This window comes from Streptomyces sp. IBSBF 3136 (assembly GCF_036815105.1).
Taxonomy (GTDB): Bacteria; Actinomycetota; Actinomycetes; order Streptomycetales; family Streptomycetaceae; genus Streptomyces.
In genome coordinates this window covers 33,914-40,799 of record NZ_JAJSZC010000109.1, presented here as the reverse complement: position 1 = coordinate 40,799, position 6,886 = coordinate 33,914, and the positions used below count along the sequence as shown (strand labels likewise).

Here is a 6,886-nt window from a genome sequence, read left to right as displayed (position 1 = left end):
CTGCGGCGGGCTGAGCGGGGGGGTCGTGGGGGGCCGTTGAGCTTGCGGTGCGGTGTCGGGTGCGGGTGCGTTGGGGTTCTTCGCGCAGTTCCCCGCGCCCCTGGGGGGCCACGGTGCGGTGTCGGGTGCGGGTGCGTTGGGGGGTCTCGGCTTTGCCGGGCCGTTGTGTTGCTTCTGGAGGGTCAGGCTCGGGTGAGGGTGAGGAGGTCTCGGGCCGGGCCTGTGGGGCGGTGGCCCGTGGGCCAGACGGCGCGTAGGTCGCGGCGGAGGGAGACGCCCTCGACCGGGATGCTCACCAGGCGGCGCATGGCCAGTTCCTCGCCGACCGCCAGCTCGCTCAGGACCGAGGGGCCGGCGCCGCTGACCGCGGATGCCTTGACCGCCGTGGTCGAGGACAGTTCGATCAGCGGGCGGGCCAGGCCGCCCAGGGCGGTGTGCAGGACCTGGCGGGTGCCGGAGCCCCGCTCGCGCAGGATGAGCGGGGTGGCCGCGAGCTCCTCGGGGGTCAGCGGGCGCCGGCGGCGGGCCCAGGGGTGGCCTGGGGCGGTGACCACGATCAGGCGGTCGCGAGCGATCACCGTGGAGTCCAGGCCGGCCGGGACGGTGACGCCCTCCACGAAACCCAGGTCCGCCTCGTCGGCCAGCAGGAGTTCGGCGACCTTCGCCGAGTTGCCCGCGAGCAGGGACACCGCGGTATCGGGCCGTTCGGCGTGCAGGGCGAGGAGCCAGCCGGGCAGCAGGTACTCCGCGATGGTCATGCTGGCAGCGACCCGCAGCCGCGAGTCCCGCCGGTCGCGCAGGGCCCGCGCGCCCGCGTCGAAGGCCGCCGCCGCCTCCACCACCCGGCGGGCCCAGTCCGTCACCAGGGCGCCCGCGTCGGTGAGCCGGGAACCCCGCGGCGAGCGGTCCACCAGGGCGACGCCCAACTGCCGCTCCATGGAACGGATACGGCTGCTGGCGGCGGGCTGGGTGATGCCGACCTCCCGCGCCGCCGCCCCGAGGCTGCCGAGCCGCGCCACGGCCAGCAGGAGTTCCAGCGCGCCGAGGTCCGGCACCCGGTGGGCCAGCGAGCCGGTGGGGCCGCCGTCAACGGTCGCGTACTCCTCGCTCATAAGACCAGCTTATGCCCTCATAGACGCGTACTCCCTGGTCAGCGCGGCACGGCCACGGGACGGTGGTGTCATGGTCATCGCAGCAGCTCCGTCCGTGCCCCTCCCCCGGTCCGCCCGCGTGCGGCACCTGGGCCCCAACTGGTACGCGGCCGTCATGGGCACCTCCGTCGTCGGCACCGCCGGGGCCGCGCTGCCGGTCCGCGTCGAGGGACTGCGGGTAGTCGGCACGGCGGTCTGGGCGCTGGCCCTCGTACTGCTGGTGGTCCTGCTGGCCGGGCGCGTCCTGCACTGGACCCACCACCGCGACCAGGCGCGCGCCGACCTCCTCGATCCGGCCATGGCGCCGTTCTACGGCTGCCTGTCCATGGCGCTGCTGGCGGTGGGCGGCGGCGCGGTCACCGTCGGCCGGGACTGGATCGGCCTCCGCGCGGCCGTCGCCCTGGACTGGGTGCTCTTCCCGGCCGGCACGCTGATCGGGCTCGCGGCCGCCGTGGCCGTGCCGTACCTGATGGCGGTGCGCCACCGGGTGCGGGCCGCCGAGGCCACCCCGGCCTGGCTGCTGCCGCTGGTCGCGCCGATGGTCTCGGCCGCGGTCGGCCCGCTGCTGGTGCCGTACCTGCCGCCGGGCCAGCCGCGCGAGACCCTGCTGCTCGCGTGCTTCGCACTGTTCGGGCTCAGCCTGCTGGCGACACTGCTGATGCTGCCGCTGGTCTTCGCGCGGGTGATCGGCTCCGGCCCGCTGCCGCTCCCCCTCACCCCGGCCCTGTTCCTGGTCCTCGGCCCGCTCGGGCAGTCCACCACGGCGGTCGGCCTGATCGCCGACCGGGCCGACGGGGTCGTACCGGCCCCCTACGGCCACGGTCTCGGTGTCTTCGCCGTGCTGTACGGGGTGCCGGTCATGGGGTTCGCGCTGCTGTGGCTGGCGCTGGCCGCCGCGCACGTGGTGCGGGCCCGGCGCCGGGGCATGGGCTTCTCGATGACCTGGTGGGCGTTCACCTTCCCCGTGGGCACCTGTGTCACCGGCGCCGCAGCCCTCGCCCGGCACACCGGTCTCGCCGTGTACGACGGGCTCGCCGTCGGCCTGTACGCCCTGCTGGTCGCCGCCTGGCTGGCGGCCGGCACCGGGACCGTGCGCGGCCTGCTCAGCGGCGAGCTGCTCGCAGGGCCTCGGCCAGCACCCGCGGCGCCCGCGCCAGTGAGGGGCCGTACCACGTCAGATGGCGCCCGCTGACCAGGGCGCAGGGCAGGCCGGGGAAGGCCTCGGGCCCGTCGTCGGCGGTGAAGCGGTAGGGCTCGTCGGGCAGGACGACCAGGTCGGGGGCGGCCGCCGTCAGCTCGTCGAGGGGCACGCGTGGATAGCGGTCGGGATGGCCGCTGTACAGGTGGTGGACGCCGAGGCGGGCCAGGACGTCGCCCGCGAAGGTGTCGCGGCCGAGGACCATCCAGGGGCGGCGCCAGACCGGCACCACCGCCGTCCTGCGGCTCGCGGTCGCGGGCAGCGTGCTCCAGGTGGCCTCCGCCTCGTCCAGCCAGCGGGGCCGGGCCGATGCGCCGCACGCGGTGAGCACCCGCTCCAGCTCCCGAAATGCCTGCGGCACCGAGCGCACCTCGGTGACCAGGACCGGCAGGCCCGCCGCGCGCAGGGCGTCCAGGTCCGGCGCGCGGTTCTCCTCCTCGTTGGCGATCACCAGGTCGGGGGCGAGGGCGCGGATCCGGTCGACGGCTGGGTTCTTGGTGCCGCCCACCCGGGTCACGTCGAGGCCGGGCGGATGTGTGCACCAGTCGGTGGCGCCGGCGAGCGTCCCGGGCAGGGTCACGGCCACCGCCTCGGTCAGCGACGGGACGAGGGAGACGACCCGCACTAGCGGGTCCGGTCCTGGACCGCCTCGATGTGTTCGGCGACCGCCACCACGATGATCCGGGTGTCCGGGACGGTCGCCCGCCAGCGGTGGCGCACCCCGCCGGTCAGGTAGAGGGTGTCACCGCGGCCGAGGCGGTAGGCGCGGCCCTCGGCCTCGATCTCGACGGCGCCGTCGGCGACGTACATCAGCTCGTCGTTGCGGTGCTGGAACTCGCGTCCGGCGTCGTGGTCGCCGGTGTACTCGGAGGCGTGCAGCTGGTGGTGGCCGCGCACCAGGGTGCGGGTGCGGGGGGCGAAGTCGCCCTCGGCCGGGGCCTCGGCCCGGACGACGTCCACACTGGCCGCGGGGTCGGCGGCGGCGAGCAGCTCGACGGCGGTCGTGCGCAGGGCGTCGGCCAGCTTCTCCAGGGAGCTGTGGCTGGGGCGGGCCTTGTCGTTCTCGACCTGGCTGAGGAAGGGCACCGAGAGGCCGGTGCGCTCGGCCACGACGGCGAGGGTGAGCTCGAGCGCGCGGCGGCGCCGCCGGACGGCCGCGCCCACCCGCGCGGGCTGTTGCTCTTTGTGGTCGCCCATCGCTCCGGCTCCCTCCTTCACTCGTAGTGTCCCCTGCCGGGTGCCCGTCGCCGGGCACACCTCTGAGGAGTTCTCTGCACCCTACGCATGTTCGGCAAACCGTTTCAGGCGGCCGTCACATCCCTGTCACGTCGCTGGGCCCGCACCCTCACGGTTCGCGCCATGCGGCGGCTGCCCGCGCGGGACGGGTCTCCCCTGGTTCAAGGCGCGCGAGGCCGCGGGTGTTCCCGGGGCGACCGGGTGCACGGCACTGTGTGGTTGGCCGGATCCTTACCGTAGCCGGTGGGCGTCGCAGGACGCCGGGCGGTCGCCGGAAAGGCACGATTCGGGGGGCGACCGGGGGGGATTTGCCCACAGCGACCCGTTGGCACCTTCCCCGCCCCGCTCCCCCGCCGCTCTTGCGCCGTCGCCGGGGCGCTGTCGGTGCCGTGCGGCATGATGCGAGCGTGACCGGACGACTGATGCTCCTCGACACCGCCTCGCTCTACTTCCGCGCCTACTTCGGCGTGCCGGACTCCGTGAAGGCTCCGGACGGCACGCCGGTGAACGCCGTGCGCGGACTGCTCGACTTCATCGACCGGCTGGTGAAGGACCACCGGCCGCAGCAACTGGTGGCCTGCATGGACGCGGACTGGCGGCCGCAGTGGCGGGTGGACCTGATCCCGACCTACAAGGCGCACCGGGTCGCCGAGGAGCACGCGGGCGCGCCCGACGAGGAGCAGGTGCCGGACACGCTGTCGCCGCAGGTGCCGGTCATCGAGGCGGTGCTGGACGCGGCCGGCATCGCCCGGGTCGGGGTCCAGGGGTACGAGGCGGACGACGTGATCGGCACGTTCACCGCGCGCGCCGCCGGGCCGGTGGACATCGTCACCGGCGACCGGGACCTGTACCAGCTGGTCGACGACGGGCGGGGGATCCGGGTGCTGTACCCGATCAAGGGCGTGGGCACGCTGCAGCTCACGGACGAGGCGGTGCTCCGCGAGAAGTATGGGGTGGACGGCCGGGGGTACGCGGATCTGGCGCTGCTGCGCGGCGACCCGAGCGACGGCCTGCCGGGCGTGCCCGGCATCGGCGAGAAGACGGCCGCCAAGCTGCTCGCCGAGTTCGGCGACCTGGCCGGGATCATGGCGGCGGTCGACGACCCGCGGGCCAGGCTCACGCCGTCGCAGCGCAAGCGGCTGACCGAGGCACGGCCGTACGTGGCGGTCGCGCCGAAGGTGGTGCGGGTGGCGGACGACGTCCCGCTGCCGGACGTGGACACCGCGCTGCCCCGCACCCCGCGCGATCCCGCGGGGTTGGAGGCGCTGGCGGCCCGCTGGGGCCTGGGTGGCTCACTGCAACGGCTGCTGACGACACTGGCGGAGTGATCCTGATCGGAATATTCCGGCAAAGGGCGATCGCCGAGTCCTCAAGGGAGCCCGGCCGACTGGGGAGAGATGCTAACTTAGGTAAACCTAACCAATGCAGCAGGAGGCCGTGATGGCAGAGCGCCCGGGACGGAAGCCGCGCAAGCCCCATACCGCCCAGGTGGTGCGCACCGAGCGACTGACCCCGCACATGCAGCGCGTCGTGCTCGGTGGCGAGGGCCTCGCCGGCTTCGCCGCGGACACCTGCACCGACCACTACGTGAAGCTGCTCTTCGGCCCCGAGGGCGTGACCTACCCGGAGCCCTTCGACCTGGAGCGGGTCCGCGCGGAGTTCCCCCGCGAGCAGTGGCCGGTGACGCGGACCTACACGGTGCGCGCCTGGGACCCCGAACACCGCGAGCTGACCCTGGACTTCGTGATCCACGGCGACGAGGGGCTGGCCGGCCCCTGGGCCGCGCGGGTGCGGCCGGGCGAGAGCGTCCGCTTCATGGGCCCCGGTGGCGCCTACGCGCCCGACCCGAGCGCCGACTGGCATCTGCTCGCCGGTGACGAGAGCGCGCTGCCCGCGATCGCCCGCGCCCTGGAGTCGCTGCCCCCGGGTGCCGTGGCGCACGCCTTCGTGGAGGTGCCGGGTCCGGAGGAGGAGCAGAAGATCGACTCCGAGGTGCCGGTGGTCTGGCTGCACCGCGGGGACCGTCCGGTGGGTCAGGCACTGGTGGAGGCCGTACGGGGGCTTCGGTTCCCGGCGGGCCGCCCGCACGCGTTCGTGCACGGCGAGGCCGGTTTCGTGAAGGAGCTGCGCCGGCTGCTGCGGGTCGAGTCGCAGATCCCGCGCGAGGACCTGTCGATCTCCGGATACTGGCGCCTCGGCCACAACGAGGACGGCTGGCAGGCGTCCAAGCGGGAGTGGAACGCCCGGATCGAGGCCGAGCAGGAGAGCGGTGACGCGGCGGCCGCCTGAGCCCGGGCAGCCCGGGTCGCGGCGCCCGTACCCTTGTCCCTGATGAGACGCCGTACGCCAGCCCCGCCCGCCCCGCTCCCGCAGCGCGACGGTGTCGACCCGGTCCGGGTGCGGCTGCCGTTCGGCGGGGCGTGGGACACCGTGCGGGAGCATCTCGTCCACCGGCTGACGGGCGCCGGGCCCGGCATGGTCGAGGCGATGTTCGAGGCCGGGCAGGTCGTCGGGGCCGACGGACGGGCGGTGGCGCCCGACGCGCCGTACGAGCCCGGGATGTTCGTGTGGTTCCACCGCGATCCGCCCGCCGAGGTGCCGGTGCCGTTCCCGGTGGAGGTCGTCCACCGGGACGAGCACATCGTCGTCGCCGACAAACCGCACTTCCTCGCCACCACCCCGCGCGGCGCGCACGTCACCCAGACCGCGCTGGCCCGGCTGCGGCACGAGCTGGGCATCCCCACGCTGACCGCCGCGCACCGCCTGGACCGCCTCACCGCCGGACTCGTGCTGTTCACGGTGCGGCCCGAGGAACGCGGCGCGTACCAGGCCCTGTTCCGGGACCGCGCGGTACGCAAGGAGTACGAGGCCGTCGCGCCGTACGACCCCTCGCTCGCCCTGCCGCTGACCGTGCGCAGCCGCATCCTCAAGGAGCGCGGGGTGCCCGCGGCGCGGGAGGTCGAGGGCGAGCCGAACGCGGTGACCCGGGTGGAGTCGGCCGGCCACCGCGACGGCCTGGGCCGGTACCGGCTCGTCCCCGAGACCGGGCAGACCCACCAGCTGCGCGTCCATCTCAGCGCCCTCGGCGTGCCGATCCTCGGCGACCCGCTCTATCCGCTGGTGACCCCGCCGGTGCCGGCCGGTGACTTCCGGCGCCCCCTGCAACTCCTCGCCCGCAGGCTGGAGTTCACCGATCCGGTCACCGGCGCCGAGCACTCCTTCACCAGTGGCCGCACGCTCCGGGCCTGGGCGTCCCCGCGGGAGTGGACCGCCGGGACGCGGTAGCGGGGCCGGTTGCGCG

General features: G+C 74.8%; 7 protein-coding genes. 4 read left to right on the top strand and 3 right to left on the bottom strand.

Features of this window, described 5'->3' with window-relative positions:
- Positions 1-182: 182 nt before the first annotated feature.
- Positions 183-1,112: a LysR family transcriptional regulator gene (locus V7E45_RS22810; RefSeq protein ID WP_333776058.1), complete on the bottom strand. Its 930-nt coding sequence runs from the start codon at positions 1,110-1,112 to the stop codon at positions 183-185.
- A gap of 70 nt (positions 1,113-1,182) precedes the next feature.
- Here V7E45_RS22810 and V7E45_RS22805 point away from each other — a divergent pair, with 70 nt between their 5' ends.
- Positions 1,183-2,343 (top strand): TDT family transporter, encoded by a 1,161-nt coding sequence (locus V7E45_RS22805; RefSeq protein WP_333776057.1) that lies wholly within the window; start codon positions 1,183-1,185, stop codon positions 2,341-2,343.
- On the opposite strand, the gene V7E45_RS22800 is transcribed toward V7E45_RS22805, so the two are convergent.
- Both V7E45_RS22800 and V7E45_RS22795 read right to left on the bottom strand, forming a co-directional pair.
- Positions 2,255-2,974 (bottom strand): helical backbone metal receptor, encoded by a 720-nt coding sequence (locus V7E45_RS22800; protein WP_333776056.1) that lies wholly within the window; start codon positions 2,972-2,974, stop codon positions 2,255-2,257. The genes V7E45_RS22805 and V7E45_RS22800 overlap by 89 nt on opposite strands.
- Positions 2,974-3,546, bottom strand: coding sequence for a helix-turn-helix domain-containing protein (locus V7E45_RS22795; RefSeq protein WP_333776055.1), 573 nt, complete (start codon positions 3,544-3,546; stop codon positions 2,974-2,976). Before V7E45_RS22795 ends, V7E45_RS22800 begins: the two co-directional genes overlap by 1 nt.
- A gap of 446 nt (positions 3,547-3,992) precedes the next feature.
- On the opposite strand from V7E45_RS22795, the gene V7E45_RS22790 reads away from it, so the two are divergent.
- The 3 genes from V7E45_RS22790 (at position 3,993) to V7E45_RS22780 (ending at position 6,870) form a co-directional block, all read left to right on the top strand.
- A complete protein-coding gene (locus V7E45_RS22790) occupies positions 3,993-4,913 on the top strand; it encodes a 5'-3' exonuclease (RefSeq protein ID WP_333776054.1) in 921 nt (306 codons plus the stop codon).
- Between the two features lie 112 nt (positions 4,914-5,025).
- Positions 5,026-5,874, top strand: a complete 849-nt coding sequence (locus tag V7E45_RS22785) for a siderophore-interacting protein (protein ID WP_333776053.1) — start codon at positions 5,026-5,028, stop codon at positions 5,872-5,874.
- A gap of 42 nt (positions 5,875-5,916) precedes the next feature.
- Positions 5,917-6,870 (top strand): pseudouridine synthase, encoded by a 954-nt coding sequence (locus V7E45_RS22780; RefSeq protein ID WP_333776052.1) that lies wholly within the window; start codon positions 5,917-5,919, stop codon positions 6,868-6,870.
- Positions 6,871-6,886: the final 16 nt, after the last annotated feature.